Below are 21,251 nucleotides of genomic sequence, written 5' to 3' on the forward strand. Positions count from 1 at the left end.
GAGGGCCAGTAGACGAGCCTTCGATGGCACGTGCTCAAGGTTCGCTGTCTCCGAACGCCCATCGGCAAGATCACGATCTACAGCTGGAGTACTAAGAGCCCACTCGACAGTCCCCATATCCTGCGCACCGAGGCCACATCGGTACATTTCGTGTTATGGACCAGCACCGGTGTGTCGCCCGCGACCACATAGTACGTGTGCAGGTCGTCAACGGTGAGATTGTAGGCCGAGTGAAGCCGGTGGTAGCGGTGGACGCCGACCACTGTGACGGTCCTGCCGCTGCTGGTGCGCAGGGTCTGGCCGGACTGGAGGTCGCCGGCGTCGATCCAGCGGTGGGCGCTGGGTGACCAGAAGGGGTGGTGCTGTGTGGCGGTGATCCGCGCATGCCCGACGTCGATCGTGATGTCGGCGAAGTCGGTGTCGTCCGGTGTGTAGATGGTGCGGGTGACGGTGTGGGTTTCGGTGCGGCCGCTTTCGGGATCGGTGGCAAGGACCGCGTCGTCGACCCGGACATCCTCGATCTGCTTGGTCGTGCCGTCTGCCATCACCACGCGTGTGGTGCCAGGGAAGCTGTTGCGCTCGCACGCCTTGGCAAGGGCCCTACTGGCTTTGGCTGCGATACCGGCGATGGCCTCATCGGACAGAGGGAGGGCGCGCAGGACTTTCCAGGCGTCCACGAATCCGATTCCGGTCTTGGCAGAGGCGTCAAGTGCCGTGACGGCACGCGCGATCGGGCCGAGTGCGCCTTCGACCGGGACGTATGTGGCGATGCTCCAGGCGCAGGCGGACTTGCTGCCGTGCCAGCAGTCCATCAGGTCTGCGGCGAAGAAGTGGAACAGGATCGATCCGGCCACGTCGCCGAAGAGGCTCTGCCATCCGGCTTCGACGATCTGTTTGCCGGTGAACTTGTGCGTCCAGCCGTCGATCTTGATGCTCTTCAGCGTCGCCCGCTGGAGGAACTGCCACGCCGCCTTCGGGCACCCGTCCGCGGTGGCCTGGGCCTGGTCGTCGGTGCACAGGTAGAAGTCGGCCTCGTAGGTGACGACCAGGTCGTACATCGCGTCGCAGCCCTTGAAGGCTGCTTCCGGCATCGACGGGCATGTGCCGATCTGCTTGGAACTGACGATCTCGACGGTGGACTCGTCCGGGACGGAGAACACACCGGGGATGCCCGTACCGGACCCCTGGGATGCTTCCTTGTTGGCCTCTGTCGCCTCCGTTTCCGCGGCGGCTTGCTGGGCTTCCTTGGCGTATTTGTCGGCGTCCTTCGCGGCCTGTTCGGCCTCGGTCGCCGCCGTGTCGGCTCGGGTGGCTGCCGCGCGGGCGTCCTTGGCGTCCTGTTCGGCCTGGGAGGCTGCTGAGCGGGCTGCGGCCGCGTCGAGTTCTGCCGTGTCGGCGGAGTCGCGGGCGTTCTTGGCGTAGCCCTCGGCGTTGCCCGCCGCCTTGTCGGCTGCTGCCGCGTCGTCGGCTGCCTGCTTGTCGTACTCGATGGTGCGGGCCAGTGATGCCTGCGCCGCTGCCGCGGCCTTGGCGGCGTCGGCCGCGTAGCCGAGGGCGTCCTTGGAGTAGGTACGGGCGTCGGCGGCGTACTGGGCGGCGTTGGCCGCGTGCTGGTAGGCCTCCTTGGCGTCGCCCTTGGCCTGGTCGGCGAGGTTCTTGGCGGCGTCGGCCTCGGCGGCGGCATTCTTGGCGTGCGCGTCGGCGACGGCCTGCTGCTGCTCCGCGATCGACTTCGACGCCTGTCCGGTCAGTACGACCAGGCCGGCCGCCGAGTCGGTGTCGACATAGCGCGATCCGAGCTGGATCGCGTCGTTGGCCGGGTTGGCGACCTGCTTGGCCGCTTCACCGGCGTCCACGGCGGCCTGCGCGGTGACATGGGCGAAACCGGCGGCCTTCGCCGAGGCGGCGAGGGCCTTGGCGGCCTCCGCGTTGGCACCGTCGGCCTGGGTCTTGGCGTCCTTGGCGTGCTGTTCGGCCTCGTTGGCGAGCTTGACCGCGGCCTTGGCCTCGGTGGCGGCGTCCTGGGAGGCCTTGATGGCGTCGGCGACGGCGCTGGTGGCGGTCTTCACCGCCGCGTCGGCCTTCAGCTTGTCCGCCTGGGCGGCGTCCGCGTCGGAGCGGGCCCGCTTGGCGGCCGCCTCGGCGCGGGTGGCCGCGGCGTCGGCGTCGGCCGCCGCCTTGGTGGCGGCGTCCGCCTCGGAACGGGCCTTCGTCGCAGCGGCTTCGGCGTCGTCGGCGGCCTTGTCCGCGTTGTTCGCCGCGGCGCGTGCGGCGGTCGCCGCGTCCCCGGAGTCGAGGGAGTCGGCGTAGGCCTCCTTGGCGTCCGCCTTGGCGCGCGCGGCGTCGGCCTTCTGCTCGGCGTCCCAGGCGTCGTCCCGCAGGGACTGGGCGTGGTCCTTCGCCTTGACCGCGTCGTCGCGCCGGTCCCCGGCGGTCTTCTCGGAGGCTTCCGCCTTGTCCTTGGCGTCCTTGGCCTTGGTCGCCTGGGACTCGGCGTTCTTGCGGTGCTGGGCGGCCTCGGCCTGCTTGGCGGCGGCGTTCTCCTTCTCCGCCTTGGCCGTCTTCTCCTCGGCCTCGGCGGCGAGCCGCTTGGCGTGCGCGTCGGCGGCGGCCGCCTTCGCATCGCCCTCCGCCTTGACCGCGTCGGCCAGTTTCGCCTCGGCGGTCTCCTTGTCCTTCTTGGCGTTGTCGCGGTGCACCTTCGCGGCGTCGGCCGCGGCCTTGGCCTGCAACTCGGCCTTCTCCGCGGCCTTCTTGCGGAACTCCGCCTTCACCTGCGCGGCCTGGGCGAGCGCGCGCTCGGCGATGGTCTGGCTGTCTCCGCCGGAGGCGCGGGTGGCGGCCTCGGCGGTCTCGCCGGCCTTCACCATCGCCGCAAGCGCGGCCGCAGCACCCTGGGTGACCTGAGCCTTCTGCTGCCCGACCAGCAGACCGCGCCCCCGCGGCGCGCCGTTGGTGTCGGCGATGGTGTAGGAGGCCCGCTCGGCGGTGTCCGAGGCGGTGGCCGCCTTCTTCACGGCAGCGAGCTGGGTCTTGAGGGTGTCGAGCTGCTTCTTCGCCGCCGTCTGGGCGGCCGTGATGCCGGCCTTGGCCTTGTCGAACTGGGCCTTGGGCGGCACGGTGCCGGTGTGTCCGGAGGGTGTGACGTCGAACTGCTGCGGCCCCGTCCCGTTGCACGTGTACAGCCACGAGTTGTAGCCGTTGGTGTACTCGTGCAGGTCAAGGCACTTGTCGGTGCCGACGTTGCGCAGGCTGCCGGTGGCGCGGAGGTTGAACTCCCACGTCTGCGCCGGGGATCCGCTGCACGTCCAGATCTGGATCTTCGTGCCATTGGCCGGGTTGTTGTTCGAAACGTCCAGGCATTTGAGGGAGTTGACGTTCTGCAGGTGCAGTCCCCGGTCGTCGCCGTAGACCTTCCACTCCTGCGCTGCCGAACCGTTGCACGTGTACAGCTGGACGGGGGTGCCGTTGTCCTTCTTCGCGCCCTCGACGTCGAGGCACTTGCCCTGCGCGGCGTGCACCTCGATCACCGCCGGGGCGTCGCCGACCCAGCCGGCCCCGCCTGCGGACCAGTAGTCCTGCCAGCGCGCGAGGTGGTCGGCGACCCACGAGTTGCCCAGCAGGTCACCCAGCGCTTTGGCGCCGGTCGCCAGGGACTTGGTGGCGTCCTTGTTGGCGTTCAGGATCTGGTTGCGCTGCGTTGTCTGAGAGGCGATCTCCTGCTGCCACTCCGTGGCGGCAGTGCCGGAGACGGCGCCCAGCACGTTGCCCGGATCGATCGGGTCACGCCACGCGCACGCGGCGAACCGGGACTTGAGGTCCTCGACCGCGATGCGGTACTCCGCCGTGCCCGGCTGCGGGGCGCTACGGGGGAATCCACCGGACGCCAGGAACATCCGGGCGTTGTCCGCGCCCGCGTTCTCCCCGGGAGCCCCGTGCAGCTGCTTGAACGCGTCCCGCTCGGCGAGGGCACGGTTCCACTCGTCGGTCGGCAGCCCGGCGGGGTCGGGGTCCTTGCCGTAGAGAGGGCTGCCCAGGTCGTCAACGGCCTTGAGGGTCGCCGCGTCCGCCTTGGGCGTGGAGTCGGTATAGAAGTCGCCGTCGTTCTTCCAGAACCGGTCGGCGGTCCACTTCATCAGGCCGGTCTGGCCGTAGAAGTCTTGCTGCCCGTCACCCGGGAACCCCGGAGGCCAGTGGAAGTCGGTGTCGGTGAAACCTGCCGGGTTCGTCAGACCCTCGAGCGGCTTCCGCCATCCGTCCCGTAGAGCGTGGAGGGCATCCAGTTCCTTGCCCGCCGCGTCCCGGTCCGTCTGGTACGCGGTGGCGAGCGGAGTCCTCTCCCAGCTCTTGCGGTCGGCCAGCGTATGAAGCTTGTCCGCAGGCTGGTTCAGGCCGTCCTGCGCGGTCGTGGCCATGGACGGGCCGCCCAGCCGCAGTACATCGGCCATGAGGCACTGGTCCTGCCGCAACTGCTCGGCAGCCGTGTCCACATTCCAGTCGTAGGAGGCAGCCGCCGGATCGGCGTCCCCTCCACGGCCGAGCAGGTCGGGCTGGACCGCCAGCCCGCCGAGGACGGCCAGCGCGGCCACGGACGTGACGACGGGAGTGAAGAATCCGGATCTTCGTGATCCGGGCATAGGGAACCACGGTCTGGGGCGCAACAGAGCAACTCTTTCTTCGTTCAAGGGGGGCGGGCCCGGTGGGTCAGGCCCGGTCGAAGACAAGGGGGAACACCGGTCCTGAGTGGTAGTCAGGGGCGCGCAGCGCGGGCTGGACAGGCGTGCGCGGACGGCCGGTGTGACGGCATGGCGAAGCAGCCCCTCCCCGTGGGCGACGGTGTTCCCCCGGTCGCCGAATGACAGACGCGTGTGTCCGGACTGGTCAAGATCCACCGCACGCGGCGCTCACCATAGACAGGGAACACGTGAACAGAACAGGGAGAATTCAGGGCCTACAGGCGCATGCACACACCGTTCTGGGGAGACGAGAACCGTTCCGGAATACGTCGTTCACGTGCGCATCCCATGCGGGACCTGTGTGATTCATGTGAAGCGGAATGGCGGCTGAAGCCTCCGGCAACTTTCCGCACCCGCCACCAGGTGATGCACGTCACGACACGGAAGCGGAGAACGGTACCGCCACACTCCCGGTAAACGCGAGCCGCACCGAGAAGACGAACAGCTATCCGAGGGGCCTCAGTACATCTACTACCTCCCTGACGACCACAACAAGGGCAAGGCGTTGGCCACGATCGACCACGGACTGACCTCCGGCAGCTGACCTCGATGGGGAAACTCCTGGAGATGTGGGCCGAGTTCGCTCTCGCCCTGGCCAATGCCGGGATCGGCTACGAGCTCGGTGACACCAAGATTGCGAACCCCGACTTTCTGTTCACCCGGACCGGCGCCGTCTGTGCCGGAGTCGAGGTGACCGCCCGGGCGCCGCGGAACATCAACGAACTCGTCGAGCGTGTGGAAGCGGCCAGCGGCGGCCGGTTCGATCGTGCCCCTTGTCGTGGTGTAGCCGATCAACTGGTGTGCTTGTTCGTGGTGTTGGGGAGTGCGGGGGCGCTTTCGGGGAGCTCGGGGTAGAGCTTGTCCATGCTGCCTTCGGGGATATAGCGGCGGGGGAAGGCGATCCATTCGTCGTGCATCTCGCAGAGCACGGCGGTCGTCAGCCGTTCCAGGGCGGGTGGGTTGGGGAAGACCTGGACGACGTCGGTGCGGCGTTTGATCTCTCGGTTGATCCGTTCCAGAGGGTTGGTGGACTGGATCTTCTTCCAGTGTCGTGGTGGGAAGTCCGCGAAGGCGGTCAGGTCCTCCTTGGCGTCCAGGAGTATGGCCCTGACCTTGGAGAACTGGCCGCCGAGCATGTCGGCGACGGTGTCCAGTTGGGTGCGCACGAGGTCCGCGGTGCGCTGGGTGAAGATTGTGCGGATGTCGCGGCGACCATCTCGCCGGACTCCTTGTCGATCACGCCGAAGACGTTGCGCAGGAAATGAACCCTGCACCTTTGCCAGGCGGCCCCGAGCATCACCTTGCGGACCGCGGCGACCAGGCCGGAGTGGTTGTCGGTGATGACGAGGCGGACGCCGGTCAGGCCGCGTTCGCGCAGGGAGCGCAGGAACTCCTTCCAGAACGCTTCGGTCTCGTTGTCGCCGACCATCAGCCCGAGGACCTCGCGCCCGCCGTCCTCGGTGATGCCGGTGGCGATGACCATGGCCTGGGAGACGATCTGGTGGTTCACCCGCACCTTGCAGTAGGTGGCGTCCAGGTAGACGTAGGGGAAGCGGGTGTGGTCGAGGGGGCGGGTGCGGAAGGCGGTCAGCGGTTCGTCCAGGGCCTCGCAGATCCGCGAGACCTCGGACTTGGAGATCCCGGTGTCCCCGCCCAGCGCTTTGACCAGGTCATCCACGCTGCGGGTGTTCTGTGCTCGTCGGCTGGTCAACCGTCCTCATCGGTACGCCCACGGCTGCTGAAGATCGGCAGCGTGGAACGATGGTCGCCATGTCTGGTCAGGTCTGGGTGTCACTCATATCGTTGGGCGGCGTTGCGCTCGGTGGCGTGCTGTCCTTCCTCGTTCAGTTCGCTACGCAGCGGTCGGCGGAACGAACGGAACAGCGGCGGCAGCAGACCGAGTTGTCGGAGGCCCGGCGTGCGGAGCGGCTTGCGCTGCTGGAGCGGTTCGTCGAGGTGGGGGCCGAGGCGGAGCGCGCCGCCTTCAGCCGACCGCACGAATGGGACGACACCAGCGCCTGGTTCCTCACGACCCAAGACGCCATGAACCGGCTGTGGGTCGCCGAGCGGCTGATCCGTATCCAGTTCCCCCTTCCTGTGCATGACGCAGCACGCAAGTACTTCCTCGACCTCAACCGGACCGTGTGGGAAGGCTTGCCCGACGGCGAGAGCGTGCGTGACTACCTGGAAGACAACAGGCTGGCCTTTCTCGACGCGGCCCGAGCAGTCATGGGATAGCCCGCTGCGGACCCCGAAGCTCCTTTACAGGGCAGCCCTCAGCAGCCCAGTTGCGGCTTCGACAGCTTCTGTTCCTGGCAGCTGACCACTGCCTCCGCCACTGCCTTGGCCTCGGGTCCGGCTGCGCGGCGCAGGGCGGCGGGATCTGGGCCATGCCCGGACAGTGGCCACGCGAGGGTGGACTGACACCATCTGTGCCCTCTCCCGTACAGTCCGTGGTGCCAGTGCTCCGTTACGGCCAAGCCCAGCGGTTGACCAGGAGAAAGAAACATGGACACCGAAGCCAGCCTCGGCTCCCTTCCGTACGTTCCCGGAACCGGGCGGCCAGTCCCCGAAGCCGAGCCTGAACTCGTGGAGCAGTGGCGATCGGGAGGAGGCGAACTGGCCGAGCTGCTGTCCCAGGTGCGCGAACGGTTCGGCGGCATCGCCGCGTTCCGCCTCGGGCCGGCCCCCACCGTTCTTGTCACCGACCCGCAGGCAGTCCAGCACGTACTCGCCCGGCACCCGGAGCGGTACGTCAAGCGCTCCCACCGCGCCCGAGTGCTGATCGGCGACGGCGTCCTCGCCGCCACCGGTGAGGCATGGAAGCGCCAACGCCGCTTGCTGCAGTCCCAGTTCACCGGTACCGGGATGCGCCGCTACGAACAGCGGATCACCAAGGCCGCCCGGACCACCGCCGGGCGCTGGGACGGCTACGCTCGTACCGGGCAGACCTTCGACGTCGGGCAGGAGATGCGCCGCTTCGCCCTTGACGCCATCTGGCGCTCTCTTACCGGGCACCCCCTCGACGACGGGACCGAGCACGAACTGGCCGCCGTGGCCGCCGTGGCGACCGCCCTTCCGACTCTGCCCGCTGACGTCACCGACGCCCAGGACGCCGTTGCCGCCGATCTCGCCCGGATCGATGCAGTCGCCCGGCACGCCATCGAGGCCGCCCGCAGCGGGGCGGCCGGCCCCGACGGCCCGGGCCTGCTACACGTCCTGACCGACGCTGCCACCGAGCACCCCGAGTACACCGACCAGCTGATCCGTGACGAACTGGTCACGTTGCTCGTGGCCGGGCACGAGACCACCGCCACCACCCTGACCTGGCTCTACCTGCTCCTCGACCAGCACCCCGCCGCCCGCGAACAAGCTCTCGCCGCCGGCGGCGAAGGCTCAGCTGGGCGCCGCCAGGCCATCCAAGCCCTGGTCCACGAGACGCTCCGGCTCTACCCGTCCGCCTGGATCCTGCCCCGCCACGCCACCGAGGACGACACCCTTGCCGGCTACGCCGTCGAGGCGGGCACCGACATCCTGATCTGCCCGTACCTCACGCACCGCGATCCTGAACTGTGGCCAGACCCAGAGCACTTCGACCCCCGGCGCTTCCTCACCCCGGACGGCCGACCTGCCCACCCGGGCGCCTACTTCCCCTTCGGTATCGGTCCCCGCGCCTGCCTCGGTCTGCAATTCGCGCTCCGCGAATCGACCGTCCTGCTCGAACACCTCCTGCCGGTCCACACCCCGGCCTTCCACTCCACTCCCACGAAGGCGGTGTACGGCATCACCGTCCGCCCCGACGGCCCCACCCCCGCAACCTTGGTATTGCCACTCACCTGAGGCGGAACGGTACGGAGGACGGGCAGCGCATACTCAGAAAAGATTGAAAGAGCCCAGCGAGGACCGGTACTACGCATAGTCATTGACAACGGAGTTGCGGATCCTAGAGCCTCCGCTAACTTGAAGTCGCAGGTCAAAGGGCTGGTGTGACCGGTACTCAGGGTGCTCACGCTGGTCGTGGGCGGGAGTCTCTGGAGTAGATCGTCTGTCAGCGGTTGACTTCGAGGTCCGCCGTTCTCCGCCAGAGGCGCGCCACCGGCGCGCAGCCGAGCATGTATGGTCGGGCGGCAACTGGGCCCCGGCTGCTTTCCTCAGACGCTGTTGCCAATTCGGGGTCTGCTTCGCCCCGCTGATCATTGGTCGAGTGGGGGCGCAGGCAGTGCCCGGTACTGAACCGTCCGGACGCCGTGGAGCGGACGGTCGAGGCGTTCACCAACGGCCCGAATAAGTCGACGCCCGAGCAGGCGTAGGAGCTGACGAGGTGATCCGCACGTGCATCTGTGATCACGAAACCGCACAGGCAGCCCCTGTCAGCTTCTCGGCCGGCGGGGGCTTCGTCGTTTTCTACCGGCCCGCTGCCAGTGGACGGGAGGGAACGGCCAATTCCACGACTGAGAACCGGACAAACAGCGGAAAGTTCGCGCCACGGATCTTGTGTGGCGCCTGTGAACTCATGAGGGTGGTCGGTGGCGCAACACGCGTTCGATTTTTCTTAGGGGGAAAAGTGAAAGCACGTTTTGTCGTCCCGCTTCTCGCGGCGGGGGCCCTGCTGGTGCCGGCTGCCACGGCGTCGGCTGCGGCAGCTCCGAGCGGCAGCACGGGAAGGGCCGTCGCGAGGGCTGCTGCCTTTCCCGTGTGGTGCACGTTCCAGGGTGAGAAACCGTTCCAGGTCACCCATGGCGGCCCGCTGTACGCCCAAGGCCATTACACGGGTTGCTCAACTCCGGCACCCGACCAGTGCCGGGTTCAGGTCGATCTTCAGGAGTACGTGCGCGACGGGTACTGGCGCGCGGTGAAGCACAAGGACAGCGGGTGGACGAGGTGCAGCGGGCGCTACACCACTCCAGGGCTCACGTGCGTGCATGATGGAGAGAAGGAAACGTACAACACTCAGGTGACCCTTCAGGTCGAGTACCACGGACGCTTCAGCGAACCCGGAATCGCAGACACGCACAACACCGTGATCGACTGCTGAAGTCCGGTCACCCGTAACGGCCTGCCGGATTGATTCGGTAGGCCGTTTTCGGCTTCGGTCGCACAGATGAAAGTGAGACAGCAGCATGCACGTTCATTTCGAAGCAGTAGACCCAGAGAAAATGATCAGGTTCTGGGGCGGCATCCCGGGTTGGGGTGGGTACAGCGTCGGCGAAGCGGAATCTCCGGCTGTGCTACCGGTCGTCACCGTCCTTGTCGGAACGATCGCCGAACAGGTTCAGACGCTGATCGCCAAGGGCGCCTCTCTCGTGGAACCTCACGATTGCATGCACGCCCTCATGACGGATCCGGAAGGCAACAGGTTTATGGTGGTGCTCGACCCCGACCACGAAGCATGACGTTCTCCAGCGTGGATGCGGCCCGGCGTACGGCACTCGCCCTTCAAGGGCGCCGGGTGGACGATCCGGTGTGGGGCGCCTTCACCGTCGCTCCGACGTCGAGGCCGATGGAACCTGCTGGCCAATCCAGGTCGCTTTCTCGGCGGCCGGATGGCGCTGGGAGACGGCTTGCACCGCCACGTGAATCAACGACGACGCGAGGGCGCCGACAGCCAGCGCGGGTGGAAGACGTGCGGGAGGCCGCCGAGTAGGAGCGGACAGCTCTGCGGTTCCCGCTCGCTGAGGCCGGGTGGCCTTCTACGACCCAGTGCATGGATCCCGAGCTGCTGGAACGGATCACCGCGCGGCGTGCGGAACTGGACGAACTCGAAGAACAGCTGGCCAAGCAGTTGGCAGAGGTGCGGGCCGAGCGGGACGAACTTGCCGTCGCCGAGCGGATCCTGGAGCAGGTGAGCGAACAATTCGCCGACGAGCGCGCCTCAGCCGCGCCGATGCTGCGGATCCTACCGCCCGGGCCGGATCGCGGTGATCGTCCTGGCCGTGCTGCGGCACGATCAGCGCCTGGCCGACATGGCCGACGGCAACAACGTGTCCGAGTCCACCGTCCGCCGTTGGCGCGACGAGCTGATCGCCCTGCTCGCAGCCCAGGCACCGTGCCTGGACCGCGCCTTGAAGAGGGTCGCTAAGACAGGCGGGGAGGTGGTCCTGATCGACGGCACCCTCATCCCCACCCAACGTCGCACCGGCAAGGCCAACCGGCGGAACTACTCCGGCAAACACCACCATCACGGCCTGCACTTCCTCGCCTTGACCGACGAACGCGGCCGCCTGATCTGGATATCCGCCGCCCGGCCCGGCCGCACCCACGACATCACCGCCGCCCGCCACGACCACATCCTGGCCCACCTGCGCGCCGCCGGCCTCGGCGCCCTCGCGGACCTCGGCTTCCGCGGCCTGGACAACGACGTACGCGACCCCGTGATCGTCACCGGCTTCCACGCCAGCCGCACCCACAAGCTCACCCCAGGCCAGAAGGACGCCAACCGCGTCCTCGCCAGAGGACGCGCGCCAGTCGAACACGGCTTCGCGCACCTCAAGAACTGGCGGACCCTCACCAAGCTCCGCACCGACCCCGCCCGCGCCACCCGCATCCTGCCAGCCTTGCTCGTTCTGACGAACCTCGAAGTCAACCGCTGACAGACAATCTACTCCACAGGCTCCCGCCCACGACCAGCGGGAGCACCCTGAGTACCGGTCACACCAGCGCTTTGACCTGCGACTTCAAGTTGGCGGAGGCTCTCTGCGCCGCATCGCTCGCACGTGCACGGCCAGGGGTCCTTGGCCTTGGTGAACACGGTCCTGGGTATGCACCCACTGCGCAGCATCAACTGCCTTGCTTCTTCCGGGTCTACCCGTCTTCCCGACACCAACCTGACCAGCTCCCGGCGCACTCGAGGATCTCTGATGATGCGGCATCGGCCGTCACAGTGCGCCTAGCGTCCGCACCGAGTATCGAAGATCCGGCATGCGTGCTGCTGATACGACCACTGGCGGATCAAGCAGATCTGTCTGCCTCGGGAGATGAGTGAGGTTCCCACAGCACGACCGTTGAGGTTTCGTCGGTGCGGGCGACATATAGCCGGTCTCCGATCCGGCACTCGATACGCCACTCGTGGGTTTCGGTGTTCTCCGACGCCGTCAGGAGGCGGGGCGTGGGTGCGTCCGGGGGAGACACCGCCGCCGAGGACGCCTTCACTTTTGCCCATGCCTGGTCGAAGTCCCAGTCCGGCGGTGACGGGGTGTGCGAGCGTCGGCGGTTCCAGCGGGCGCGCAAGGAGGAGCCGCCCGCGGTCAGCAGGAGTGTGGTGATCGTGGAGACCGATGCCTCACCGGCAGCCGCCAGCAGGTCGGCCGCGCCGCGTTCGGGTGTACGCGACGCTGCCAAGGCAGCACGTGCGACGCGGAGTTCGGTCTTCTCCACGTCGGACAGCGGGGCAGGATCGGGCATCAGCAGCACAGCGATCGTGCCGGCGGGTGAGGGCTCGAGAGGGAAGGCGATCGGGTAGGTCGGTGCGCTCAGGTTCTCTTTCGCAGCGGCTTCTTGTGACATGTGCTGTCTACTCCCGGAGCAGTAGGGTCTGCCGCTAATCTCCCCTGAGGGAGATGATGGGCATGTCGGGCACAGATATGACGTCCGGACATTCATGGGCGCTGGAATTGTTCTGGCGGGTCGGAACATATCGGTCGATCCGTAGATTGCGCAGGCGAGTTGGGGATCTGCTGATCGCTGCGCCGTTGTCGGCCCTCGGACTGGTCTGGGAGTGGCGTCGAAGCGACACCAGGCCGCTGCCGGCGAACTGGGCCGAGTCGCCGGGGCACGCGTGGGTGGTGGTGTCCCAACAGCACCAGGGGCCAAGGTGGTTGGATCCCGACATGGTCCTGCCGGTCCTGGACCGATGGATCAACGGCACGCGCGCGATGGCCTGGTTTCCGGTCCTCCTGGCTCTGGTGGTCTTCCTGGTGCTGCGTGGGCGTGTGAAGGGCGTCCTGAACGATGTCCTGCAGGTCGACTCGGACGTCCAGGAGTACTCTCCGACGCGCCGTGACTGGGTTGAACTCGCCCGGAAACTGCTGCTCGTGCCGAGTGTTGCGATCGCGGCGTCCGTCTACCTTTTGTGGGACGGATACGGAGACTGGAGCGCACGCTATGTGCCGCTGCTGGTCGCCGTCGGCGCCGCCTTTCTCGTCGGGCGCATGGACAGCACGATTTCACGGCGTCCGCAGACCAACGCCGGATGCCGAGTTCCGATGCGCACGCTGCTGTCACGCCGGGGGCGGCGCGCTGTCCGGGAGGTCGCTTTCCAGCACGCACTGTTCCAGGCGGGCGCGGGATGGTGGAACGTCGACGTCGTGGAGGAAGGCCAGTCACCGGAGCCGTACTCGGGAGCCGACGAACATGACGGCGGGCGCGCGAGGCGCAGGGAGTGGTTCCTGCAGCGGGCCGGGGCATTCCGGGATGCCGGAGGGGCCGCCTCTCTCGGTTGGTACACGGGCTGGGCCATCGACATGTGCGTGAACGTGGGGGACCTGGAGACGGCGGAGGATCTGCTGCGCGTGGCCGCGGACGTGGCCGGAGCGGCTGAGACCAGGTCCTGCCGTGCCGCGGAGGCCGCGTTGCTGGACGTCGTCGGGGCTCCTTCGCTGGCGGCCGAGCAGTGGCGGAAGGCCATGGCGGGGCCGGGTCGGGTCCCGCTGGCTCTGCGGGTGCGGGCCGAGCAGTGCCCTGCCTTCGTCGCCTCGAAGGGGCGGACGCCGTCGGCGTGGCGGTTGACCCGGCTCGCGTGGTGGCAGACGGGGCAACTGCTCGTAACCGAACTGGCTGGCCGGCTTCAGGAGGACTGGCCGGGACCCGCTGAGGACAGGGGCGTCGCCCGACTCGATGAGCTGATCGAGGCGGTCGGCGTGGCCGCGCTCCTGGACGATACCGACGTATACGCGGGGGCTGCGAGGGACAAGGCCGCGGCCCTGTACTCCCTGGGCGAGGCCCGGGCGGCGGCAGGCCGTACCATGCCTGCCGCCGATGCCCACCTCGCAGCCGTGGAGGCGTATCTGACGCTGCGTCACCCCTGCGGAGTCGGCCGTGCACTGGCCTCGGCATGCCTGGCGTTTCTGTCGCATCCCCGGCTTCGTGCCACGGACGCGCAGCACGCCCTGGACCTGCTGCGCGTCGCCCTCGGCCTCATGGAGCAACGGCGGGCCGCGTTGCGTGATCCCGATCGCCGCAGTGCGGTGGCTCGTCAGGACGAACCGCTGCATGATGCCGTGCTGGACCTGGTCGCCGAAGACCGGCACTGCGATGCCGCCGCACGCGCGGAACTCGCGCTGTGGCTGATGGAGTCGCGGCGACGCAGTATCAGGGACCATGTCCTCGCCGATGCCGGCGTCCCGGACGATGCCGAATTCGCCGCGCAGTGGCGCGAGCTGGACTCCCGGGAGGCAGAGCAGCACGTGCCGCCGCCGCACTCAGGCTGGGCCAAGGCGTGGGAGGAAGCGCTGGCGGCTCCCGAACTCGCCGATGCCAAGGCGAACGTGTGGGCGACGATCACCGCGCTGCACACTGCCCTGCCCGCGCCGACTGCCACCGACATGTCCTCGTCGCTGCGCCGCGCCGGCGACGCGGTGGTGCTCGCCTTCCGCACCCGGCGTACCCCGTCGGCCGGTTGGACGGTGGACACGGTCATGGCCGCCCCGGGCTTCCCACCGCGGCTGTACCGTGCCGTTCTGCCTGCCGCTCGCCAGCACGACGGTGACCCGGTGTCCGTCGCCCACGACGCGTGCCTCACGCTGGATGCTCTGCACAGCGGTGACCACGCCGCCGTGAGCCATCTCATCCGCAACGTCGGTTGTGACCTCTTGGCCTGGAAGGACATCGCCGCCGCGGTGCTGCCGCCCAGCCTCAGCCGAGTTCTCACCGTACGACGTTCGACAGCACGCCGGCCCGTCCTCATCGTCGTCCCCGACGGCCCCGTCGCCGCACTGCCGCTGGCGGGACTTCCCTTGGACGACGGCGAATTGCTGGGCGAACGCGCCCTGGTGACGCTCGCTCCATCCCTCGCCGTGCTCCGTGAGCCGGAGCCAGGCGGAGCCACCGGTCCGATCACGCGGCGGGTGATTCTCCACCTGGATGCGCATGCCCTGAAGGTCTACGGCCAGGAGACCGATCTGCACGCTGGCGACGCACGCGTGCAACTGAGCACCGACCGCGCAAGCCTCATCGAGGAACTGCGTGCCCGTCCTGCCGCGGACATGGCCCTGCTCGCGGCCCACGGTGAGTTGGTCCGTACGCCCGGCGCACCGGATACCGGGAACGAATGCCTGCCGCGACTGGCGGACGGCAGCACCCTTTCCGCTGCGACGGCGTTGGGTCTGGCCTGGCCCAACACCGTTCTTCTCGGGACCTGTTGGGTCAGCCGCCTCGACACCGCCTTCGGCCGTGACCCGGTCAGCTTCCCCATGTCATGTCTGCTCGCCGGAGCGCGGACCGTCGCCGGGGCCACCGGACCCGTCCAGGACAAGGTCGCCTCGGACGTCTTCGGCGGAAGCACCGCGGAGGCCCTCGGCGGCCGGGATCTATGGGACTCCCTCCACCTGCGTCTGCGCCGTCATCTGCGCGACGGTTTCGGGGACGCGGCCGCTCCCGTGGCTGGACCCGGCATCGCCGTGTGGACCGTCCAGCCGCCAGTCGCGCCGGCTCCAACAACCCACCGCCCTCTGTGGGACCGCGACGGCCTGACCACAGGAACCGCCCGCAGCGATGAGTCGCCCTTCCACACACGGACCGGACACGAACTGCTTCTTCCCACGGCCTCCGAGGCACTCTCCATCGCCCTGCGCCACGCGGCGGGCGGCGCCCGACCACAACAGGTCGTCGACACGTCGGGACTGGCCCTGGCGATAGCGGCCACCGACCCAGTCGGCAGATGGGAGGACTTCGCCGACATGGACGGCGGTGCGGGCCCCGCCACATTGCCGCTCTCGGAGCAATCCACCGTCGACGTCGTTCTGGCGGACGGAACCTGGGTAGAGGCCACCGTCACGGTGGCCGTCGCTCTGGAGATTGCCGAACTCCTGCGCCGCCACCTCGACGACGAGTGGCTGCACCCCCAACACGCCGTGTACGGCCTCATGCACGTCGAGGAGACAGACGGGCCCCGGCCATCGATCTTCTTCTATGCGTCACCGCAGCGAGGACGGCAGAAGCTGGCCGCGCACGCGTTCAACGGCGCCGACCTGCCCCACCCCGACGAACTTCCCAACGACGACGATCATCCTGGCCCCCAACCCCCGGCCGACGACGACCTGGCGATCCGCCTTCGCGGACTGGGCCGCCAATACTTGAAAGTGGCACTCATCGCGGCGGCAGTTGCTGGCATCATCCTCGGCTTCTTCCTGCCGGACATGGCCCAGGTCGCCCGTACTCCGTCGCTGGGTGCGCAGTTCCGGCCCGTGCGCCTACCCACGGGCGAGATCGTCAACGAAGTTATCTGGACGGTCGACGGCGGCCCCGCAAACGCTGCTGGACTGCATGCCGGCGACATCATGACCGCACACGGCAGCCTGCCCGACGGCCGCATGGCGCTGATCGTCTCCTCCCCGGCCGGCACGCCGTTGCGCCGACTGACCCTGACGCCAGTGGCACCACAATGCCTGGTGATGCGCTGCTGAGGTCTGCCCGGTGCACCCGGAACGTTTCGCGGTACACGCCATCGCCGGTCGGCGACGGCGCACAACAGCATTCCGCCGACCCAGTACAGGTGGACTGACCTGGCTGTTGTGGCTCTGGGCGGCGTCCGTCGTCTGATAGACGCAACTCCCTTAGCAGTAGTGGCGAACAGCATCCTCCGTCACAGATACATATGTAGAGTCGCGAACACGAGGATGACGGCATCCCTTGAACGCGTCCTGCGCGCCTTCCTGGAGGACCCCGCCGCAGCCCGCTACGGCTACGACTTGATGAAGGCGACAGGACTGCAGAGCGGAACGCTCTACCCGCTGCTGGCACGCCTGAAGGACGACGGCCTCGCCGACTCCCGGTGGGAACCTCCGGGCGAGGACGGTCAACGTCCCCGTGTCTACTACCAGTTGACCGCGGAAGGCGTCAGCCGGGCACGCCTGGAGCTCGCCCAGCTCTCCCTGAGCCGCGCGGACATCCAGGCCGGCGTTACCCGCCCCGTCCCCGGGAGTGCCGGATGAACTGTTCCCCCCGGCCGCAGCGTGTGGCCGAGTTCCTCCTGCGCCGCGCCTGCCGCAAGCTGTCGCTGGCGTCGGCGGCGAGGGATGAGCGAGGCCCAGGTGAAGCGCCGACGGTGGGAAACAGTCGCCTGCCGGGACACGTCGGGGGAGCTGGAGGAGGGTGCGGCCTTTGGGGCCGTGGGAGGGGTGCGCGCTTCGCTGTTCATGACAGGCGGAGCAGTGAGGGAAAGCTGGACGGGGCGGGCTGCGCGGCGTGCTGCTGGGCGTGCGCGCGGGCACAGCTGCGGCGGTGGCGTTCGCGGCCGTGTTCGGCACGTTCGAGAGCGGCCATGGTGGTGAGGGCGGCGACAGGACGAGCCGCCGTTCGCAGGCGGCGCGGCAGCGCGGGAGGCCGTCCGCCCGCCTTCGACCGCCAGGACTACAAGGCCCGCCATGCGGTCGAGTGCGGGATCAGCCGTCTCAAGCAGTACCGGGCCGTGGCCACCCGGTACGACAAGCTCGCTGTCCGCTTCGAGGCAACGGTCCAGATCGCGGCGATCCAGCAGTGGCTGTGAGCCGACGGCGGCCCACACGGCCGTGCCATGCTGACGTCCGAGCCGACAGCACACCGTGGGGAGAAGTCCAGTGGCCGCCAAGTACTACTGTGCAGACAGCGAAAACGGCGACCACATCGACGACCCCTCCGAGGACGCCCTGTTCGACCTGGTCAGAGACTTGAACGACATAGACAACACGTTCGTCGTCATCCAGCCCGACCAGGACGATCCTGCTTGGTTCGCGTCCGTCGCTGTCCTGGACGAGGGCGGATACGAGATTGTCCGGCGCGACACGACCCGCCGTGAACACGAGGTTGGCACCGACACCAGCATGGGAAAGATCGCAAACGACCTCATCATTTGGCTGGCCGCACGCGACTTCAAAAACACGCCTAGAGGGCTCCCGTGACCGCAGGAGCGAACACAGCGCCCGCCGGCGCATCCCCGGAGCGGGCGCTGTCGTTGATCCGTCAGGCAGCCCAGTCGAGCCCCAGCACTGTCAGCTTGTCGGCAGTGAGTGTGACTGGGCGCTTGGGGCGCCCGGCCGCGGGGTCGCCGGGGCGGTGGTAGACGGTCGCCAGGTGGCCTTCTTGAAACGTCGTCAGTACGCCCCGAACGACCAGAAGACGCCCACCTCGTCGTCGGTCACCGCGATCAGGCCCAGGTCCTCGGAGAAGTCGAGGCCGTTGAGGTAGTCGCAGGTGAGGAAGCCATGGGATTCCGTGCCCTGGAGGCCTGCTGCGAGGAAGTCCGGTGCCGGGTCGGATGCGGCGGCTGTCGCGTTGGTCCAGTAGCGCGCGGTGGGCCCGTACCGGTCGAGCAGGGTTCGGGCATCCGCCAGTACGGCGTCCCGGTCCGGGCGGGAGTGGACGGGGGCGGGCTCCGACTGCCATTCCTCGGCCATGATGGCGAGCGTGGTGATCGCCGCCTCCGCCTCCAGGGGGTACAGGCGGCCGGGAAACTCTGGTGCGTCCGGGAGGTCGAAGGGGTACGCGGGCGCCGTGTGGCGGGCGGCGTTGGTGCGGTCCTGGTCCAGTCGGACCCAGCCCAGGGGGTCGGCAACCGACCGGTGCAGCACGGCGTGGACGTCGTACGCCCAGTCGTCGTGTCGCCGGGGGCCGGTAGCCGCGAAGGTGTACGTGTCGTCGAGCAGTCGCAGCGCCGCCGCGTTCCAGGGACAGCGACGGGAGCGGAACTCCGTTAGCAGACTGCCGACTTGGCGGGCAAAGATGCCCTTCGGTTCGCAGGGGATGCGCCGGAGCTGATCGAGGGCCCAGTGGACGAGCCCGGCCCTTCCTTCCGCTGCGAGGCAGACCAGCCCCTGCGGGAGCGGGAGGTCCGTTCCGTCCCAGAGCGCTTCCAGGTGTGCATCGAGCAGGTCCAGGGTGGTCTGGTCGGCAGGCAGGGACATTTCGCCACTCTAGGCTGTCGCTTTCGGACTGTGTCGGCCCGGGGTATCGGCAAGAGGCGCGCTGCGGCGAACGGTCCGGAGGTGCATCGACACCGTGCCTCAGCCGGCCCGAGGAAAGCACGGTGCTGTCGAAACTCGGGCTCTGGCACAGATTTCGTGATCGGTTACGGCGTGTGTTGGTCACTGGTACCCGGCAGTGGTGCACTGATGGCCAGATCTTCGTCGAGTCTGGCTGCCAGGTCCTCGGCGAGAGTCGGAACATGGCGAGTGGCCCACTGCTTGGTCAGAGTGAGAAAGCCTTGCAGTCCCTCCTGCACGGTATGCAGGATCCCCGGTAGGTCACCCACCACGATCTCGATGGGCTGCCCGGAAGGAGTTTTTTTGAGCGTCTACGCTGTCCGGCCACAGCTGCATGATCTCATCGGCATGCTCAAGCCTTGGTGAAGGGTCATGGCCGAGCCACAGGGTCTCTCCGTCTGCGACGTCGAGCCACTCGCGCCAGTCCTCCAGCCCACAACAACATCCTGGCTGGACGGTGACGTTGGTACGGGTGTCGTGGACGCGCAGCCCTCCTGGTGCGATGACTTTGTCTGTCTCCAGCAGGCGGCGAATCGCCTCGCTGGCGTCCATCAAAGGGCGATCCTCGTCACCTGTCCGCGAGTTGTAGTCAGCCAGCATGGCCAGCGCGCTGCCGACTTCGAGCGGGGACATGCTGCTCGACAGAGCCATGAACTGGTACGGAGGCAGGTCAGCCACCGGCCAGAAAGAAAAGCCAACGGTGTCTGGGGTTTCCAGGACGGCATTCACGATCAACACCGCGTCATTCTCGCCTGGGGCGGTTCAGCCCGCCTAGCAATTTCTCCCGGCGCTCATCACGCCAAGAGAACGCGCTTCCGGAGGAGGTTGAAGCCGGCGCTGCCGAACATCTGGCGCTTGAGCATCTTGATGCGGTTGACGTGCCCTTCCACGACTCCGGAGCTCCAGGGCAGGGTGAGGCCGGCGACGACGGTGTCACGGTCGCGGTCGATGCCCGCGGCGAGGATGTGGAGACCGGGCAGGTCATCTTGGCGGACGGCATCGAGCCACTCGGGCAGCCGTTGGCCCTGTCGCTCGGTGAGGATCTGAGCGAACGAACGGACATGTCTGGTGAGGGCTTCCAGTTCGGGGCAGTGGGCCAGGACGGCCTTCATCCGGAGCTGTTCGCCCTCGGAGAGGGACTCGGGGTGCCGGAGGATCCAGCCGGCGACCGTGCGAACAGGGCATTCGCCGCCGCCTGCGCTCAGGCCGGTGTCCGGCAGTCCATGAGCGCCGTCGGCAGCTCGGCGGACAACGCCGCCGCCGAGAGTTTCAACGCGAGTGGCCTCGGGAGCCGTCGTGGCGGTGGATGCTACGGAACCCGAGGCCCTGCACCAGCGGTGGTACTCGGCGTGGTCGTCGACGAACACACTCCGGCCCGGTCAGCCCCGACGTCAACGCCCGTGCCTTGTCTTTTCCCCTGGGAGCGGCTCAGCTCAGAATGCCAGTGATCTCCTGGTTGGTGAGGGCCTGGGCGATCTGCCAGCGCATGCCACCCCGGGAGCCCTTGACGATGACCACGTCGCCGGGCTGCAGCAGCTTCTTCAGGAGGTCGGTCGCGGTCTCGTTGTCCCTGACGATGGCGACGTCCACGCCAGTGTCCGCAGCACCGAGGGCGAGTTGTTTGGCCATCTCTCCGCCCACCGCGACCACGACGTCGGCGCCGTACTGGCCGGCCATCTGGCCGACGTCCCAGTGGGCTTTCGCTGCTTCGTCGCCCAGTTCCAGCATCTCGCCGAGGACAGCGATCCTGCGCCCGTCTACGGGCAGTGCCTTTGTCCCGACCTGGTCGCTCACGCCTCCCCCCGCCTTGCCAGGGGCTCGAAGGTGATCGCACGGCCGGAGTACGAAGCGGCTACGCGGCTGAGTGGCAGCCGGTCGTGGGTTTGCCCCCAGCGCGACGGGTCCCGGAAGTGCACCGTCGGCACCGCTTCGGTCTCGTAGCCGCGTGCGACGACCAGGTGCCCGCCGCGGCGGCCGTTCTCTGGGAACTGCTCGCTCACCGAGATGATCATCGGGGCGTCGGCGAGACGCTGCCCCAGCTTCTCCACCGGAACCGGCTGCGCCTCGCCGACGACACCGAACTCTCGTGCGAGGTTAGCGATGGCTGCATGAACCCAACCACGTTCTACACGGGCGCCGCGCTTCTCGCCGAGCTTGAGCAGCTCGGTCACGCTGGGCGAGGCGCCCGTGTAGGCGAGCAGGATCATGCGGAGCGCCGCCATGCCGCATGCGCGGTCGGACCATTCAAGGCGGTCGCCGAGTGCCCAGCCGCCTTGCTGTTCCCATTCCTCTGCCGGAATGAGTTGTCGGCACATGGGAACCTGGTGGATCACGGACACAGGCA

At 68.1% G+C, this 21,251-nt stretch carries 16 protein-coding genes and 3 pseudogenes; 9 read left to right on the plus strand and 10 right to left on the minus strand.

Translation table 11 applies throughout. From position 1 onward, the window contains the following. Nucleotides 1-77 precede the first annotated feature (77 nt). From ACZ7M3_RS48075 to ACZ7M3_RS48085, 3 genes and pseudogenes are all read right to left on the minus strand, one after another. Nucleotides 78-4,637 (minus strand): RICIN domain-containing protein, encoded by a 4,560-nt coding sequence (locus ACZ7M3_RS48075; protein WP_472072471.1) that lies wholly within the window; start codon nucleotides 4,635-4,637, stop codon nucleotides 78-80. A gap of 570 nt (nucleotides 4,638-5,207) precedes the next feature. Continuing rightward, complete coding sequence (locus tag ACZ7M3_RS48080; protein WP_472072473.1) at nucleotides 5,208-5,531, minus strand: hypothetical protein; 324 nt, start codon at nucleotides 5,529-5,531, stop codon at nucleotides 5,208-5,210. Next, nucleotides 5,528-6,426 (minus strand): annotated as a pseudogene (locus tag ACZ7M3_RS48085) (IS256 family transposase); the annotation flags it as partial. The gene ACZ7M3_RS48080 and the pseudogene ACZ7M3_RS48085, both read right to left, overlap by 4 nt. Nucleotides 6,427-6,497: 71 nt before the next feature. Between ACZ7M3_RS48085 and ACZ7M3_RS48090 the strand changes: the two are divergent. The 4 genes from ACZ7M3_RS48090 to ACZ7M3_RS48105 all read left to right on the plus strand — a co-directional run bounded on the left by ACZ7M3_RS48090 (nucleotide 6,498) and on the right by ACZ7M3_RS48105 (nucleotide 10,129). Continuing rightward, entirely contained in the window at nucleotides 6,498-6,974 is a 477-nt protein-coding gene (locus tag ACZ7M3_RS48090; RefSeq protein WP_079090108.1) for a hypothetical protein, read from the plus strand. Nucleotides 6,975-7,244: 270 nt separating this feature from the next. Beyond that, nucleotides 7,245-8,576: a cytochrome P450 gene (locus ACZ7M3_RS48095; protein WP_472072475.1), complete on the plus strand. Its 1,332-nt coding sequence runs from the start codon at nucleotides 7,245-7,247 to the stop codon at nucleotides 8,574-8,576. A 481-nt stretch (nucleotides 8,577-9,057) separates the two neighbouring features. Beyond that, nucleotides 9,058-9,771 carry a hypothetical protein gene (locus tag ACZ7M3_RS48100; protein WP_472072477.1) on the plus strand — a complete coding sequence of 238 codons (714 nt, stop codon included), beginning with the start codon at nucleotides 9,058-9,060 and terminating at the stop codon, nucleotides 9,769-9,771. A gap of 85 nt (nucleotides 9,772-9,856) precedes the next feature. Further along, a complete protein-coding gene (locus ACZ7M3_RS48105) occupies nucleotides 9,857-10,129 on the plus strand; it encodes a VOC family protein (RefSeq protein ID WP_143138195.1) in 273 nt (90 codons plus the stop codon). Nucleotides 10,130-10,314: 185 nt separating this feature from the next. On the opposite strand, the gene ACZ7M3_RS48110 is transcribed toward ACZ7M3_RS48105, so the two are convergent. Next, entirely contained in the window at nucleotides 10,315-10,590 is a 276-nt protein-coding gene (locus ACZ7M3_RS48110) for a hypothetical protein (protein ID WP_388212282.1), read from the minus strand. A 79-nt stretch (nucleotides 10,591-10,669) separates the two neighbouring features. On the opposite strand from ACZ7M3_RS48110, the gene ACZ7M3_RS48115 reads away from it, so the two are divergent. After that, on the plus strand, nucleotides 10,670-11,326 hold the full coding sequence (locus ACZ7M3_RS48115; protein WP_472072479.1) for a transposase family protein: 657 nt from the start codon (nucleotides 10,670-10,672) through the stop codon (nucleotides 11,324-11,326). Between the two features lie 358 nt (nucleotides 11,327-11,684). Here the strand turns inward: ACZ7M3_RS48115 and ACZ7M3_RS48120 are convergent, their stop codons facing one another. Next, nucleotides 11,685-12,239, minus strand: a complete 555-nt coding sequence (locus ACZ7M3_RS48120) for a hypothetical protein (RefSeq protein WP_472072481.1) — start codon at nucleotides 12,237-12,239, stop codon at nucleotides 11,685-11,687. Between the two features lie 311 nt (nucleotides 12,240-12,550). Here ACZ7M3_RS48120 and ACZ7M3_RS48125 point away from each other — a divergent pair, with 311 nt between their 5' ends. The 4 genes and pseudogenes from ACZ7M3_RS48125 (at nucleotide 12,551) to ACZ7M3_RS48140 (ending at nucleotide 17,827) form a co-directional block, all read left to right on the plus strand. After that, nucleotides 12,551-16,354: a CHAT domain-containing protein gene (locus tag ACZ7M3_RS48125; RefSeq protein WP_472072483.1), complete on the plus strand. Its 3,804-nt coding sequence runs from the start codon at nucleotides 12,551-12,553 to the stop codon at nucleotides 16,352-16,354. 213 nt (nucleotides 16,355-16,567) lie between these two features. Then, nucleotides 16,568-16,882 (plus strand): PadR family transcriptional regulator, encoded by a 315-nt coding sequence (locus ACZ7M3_RS48130; RefSeq protein WP_472072485.1) that lies wholly within the window; start codon nucleotides 16,568-16,570, stop codon nucleotides 16,880-16,882. A 365-nt stretch (nucleotides 16,883-17,247) separates the two neighbouring features. Further along, nucleotides 17,248-17,436: pseudogene (locus ACZ7M3_RS48135) on the plus strand (IS5 family transposase); the annotation flags it as partial. A gap of 70 nt (nucleotides 17,437-17,506) precedes the next feature. After that, nucleotides 17,507-17,827: a hypothetical protein gene (locus tag ACZ7M3_RS48140; protein ID WP_472072487.1), complete on the plus strand. Its 321-nt coding sequence runs from the start codon at nucleotides 17,507-17,509 to the stop codon at nucleotides 17,825-17,827. Nucleotides 17,828-18,019: 192 nt separating this feature from the next. On the opposite strand, the gene ACZ7M3_RS48145 is transcribed toward ACZ7M3_RS48140, so the two are convergent. The 5 genes and pseudogenes from ACZ7M3_RS48145 to ACZ7M3_RS48165 form a co-directional block, all read right to left on the minus strand. Next, nucleotides 18,020-18,829, minus strand: coding sequence for a hypothetical protein (locus tag ACZ7M3_RS48145; protein ID WP_472072489.1), 810 nt, complete (start codon nucleotides 18,827-18,829; stop codon nucleotides 18,020-18,022). Nucleotides 18,830-19,168: 339 nt separating this feature from the next. Next, nucleotides 19,169-19,645 carry a hypothetical protein gene (locus ACZ7M3_RS48150; protein WP_472072491.1) on the minus strand — a complete coding sequence of 159 codons (477 nt, stop codon included), beginning with the start codon at nucleotides 19,643-19,645 and terminating at the stop codon, nucleotides 19,169-19,171. 56 nt (nucleotides 19,646-19,701) lie between these two features. After that, nucleotides 19,702-20,082 (minus strand): annotated as a pseudogene (locus tag ACZ7M3_RS48155) (ISL3 family transposase); the annotation flags it as partial. Nucleotides 20,083-20,335: 253 nt separating this feature from the next. Further along, a complete protein-coding gene (locus ACZ7M3_RS48160; protein ID WP_472072492.1) occupies nucleotides 20,336-20,701 on the minus strand; it encodes a glutamate ligase domain-containing protein in 366 nt (121 codons plus the stop codon). Then, nucleotides 20,698-21,246: a C39 family peptidase gene (locus ACZ7M3_RS48165; protein ID WP_472072494.1), complete on the minus strand. Its 549-nt coding sequence runs from the start codon at nucleotides 21,244-21,246 to the stop codon at nucleotides 20,698-20,700. The genes ACZ7M3_RS48160 and ACZ7M3_RS48165 overlap by 4 nt, the downstream gene beginning before the upstream one ends. Between the last annotated feature and the right edge of the window lie 5 nt (nucleotides 21,247-21,251).

The sequence above is a fragment of the Streptomyces sp. NPDC111656 genome (assembly GCF_055656965.1).

Coding starts and splice junctions, on each gene's coding strand:
- ACZ7M3_RS48075 (WP_472072471.1), bottom strand. CDS start 4,637: ATGCCCGGATCACGAAGATCCGGATTCTTCACTCCCGTCGTCACGTCC.
- ACZ7M3_RS48090 (WP_079090108.1), top strand. CDS start 6,498: ATGGTCGCCATGTCTGGTCAGGTCTGGGTGTCACTCATATCGTTGGGC.
- ACZ7M3_RS48095 (WP_472072475.1), top strand. CDS start 7,245: ATGGACACCGAAGCCAGCCTCGGCTCCCTTCCGTACGTTCCCGGAACC.
- ACZ7M3_RS48105 (WP_143138195.1), top strand. CDS start 9,857: ATGCACGTTCATTTCGAAGCAGTAGACCCAGAGAAAATGATCAGGTTC.
- ACZ7M3_RS48120 (WP_472072481.1), bottom strand. CDS start 12,239: ATGTCACAAGAAGCCGCTGCGAAAGAGAACCTGAGCGCACCGACCTAC.
- ACZ7M3_RS48130 (WP_472072485.1), top strand. CDS start 16,568: ATGACGGCATCCCTTGAACGCGTCCTGCGCGCCTTCCTGGAGGACCCC.
- ACZ7M3_RS48145 (WP_472072489.1), bottom strand. CDS start 18,829: ATGTCCCTGCCTGCCGACCAGACCACCCTGGACCTGCTCGATGCACAC.